General features: G+C 23.9%; 1 protein-coding gene. It reads left to right on the plus strand.

All coding sequences use genetic code 11. The features are described 5' to 3' along the window. Positions 1-310, plus strand: a 310-nt coding sequence (locus KA858_RS12655) for a type ISP restriction/modification enzyme (RefSeq protein WP_210135851.1), incomplete at its 5' end; no start/stop codon positions are given. Positions 311-385: the final 75 nt, after the last annotated feature.

The raw sequence follows: 385 nt of genomic DNA on the forward strand, positions 1-385 counted from the left end.
TAATCAAATGAAGTTTAAAGATAATAAACAAACTATAATCTTCAATGAAGATATTAAAATAAAAAAAATACCTGTTAAAGCATACGATTATGTAGTAAATGGAAAATCTGCAATAGATTGGATAGTAGATCAATACAAAATAAAAATGAATAAATCTTCAAATTTGATAGATAATCCTAATGAATATAGTGAAGATCCAAAATATATATTTAATTTATTATTATCTGTAATTACAGTAAGTATTGAAAGTGTTAGATGTATAGAAGAATTACCTGTTCTCAAGATTATTGTCGATGAAAATGTGAATTAGTAGAGTATGAATTATGAAACCAGTTGTAGTTATGACGCAATCGAGTGAATTTAATAGTGATTTAGTTGACATAGT

This window comes from Staphylococcus sp. GDX8P80P (assembly GCF_017893095.1).
GTDB classification, from domain to species: domain Bacteria; phylum Bacillota; class Bacilli; order Staphylococcales; family Staphylococcaceae; genus Staphylococcus; species Staphylococcus borealis.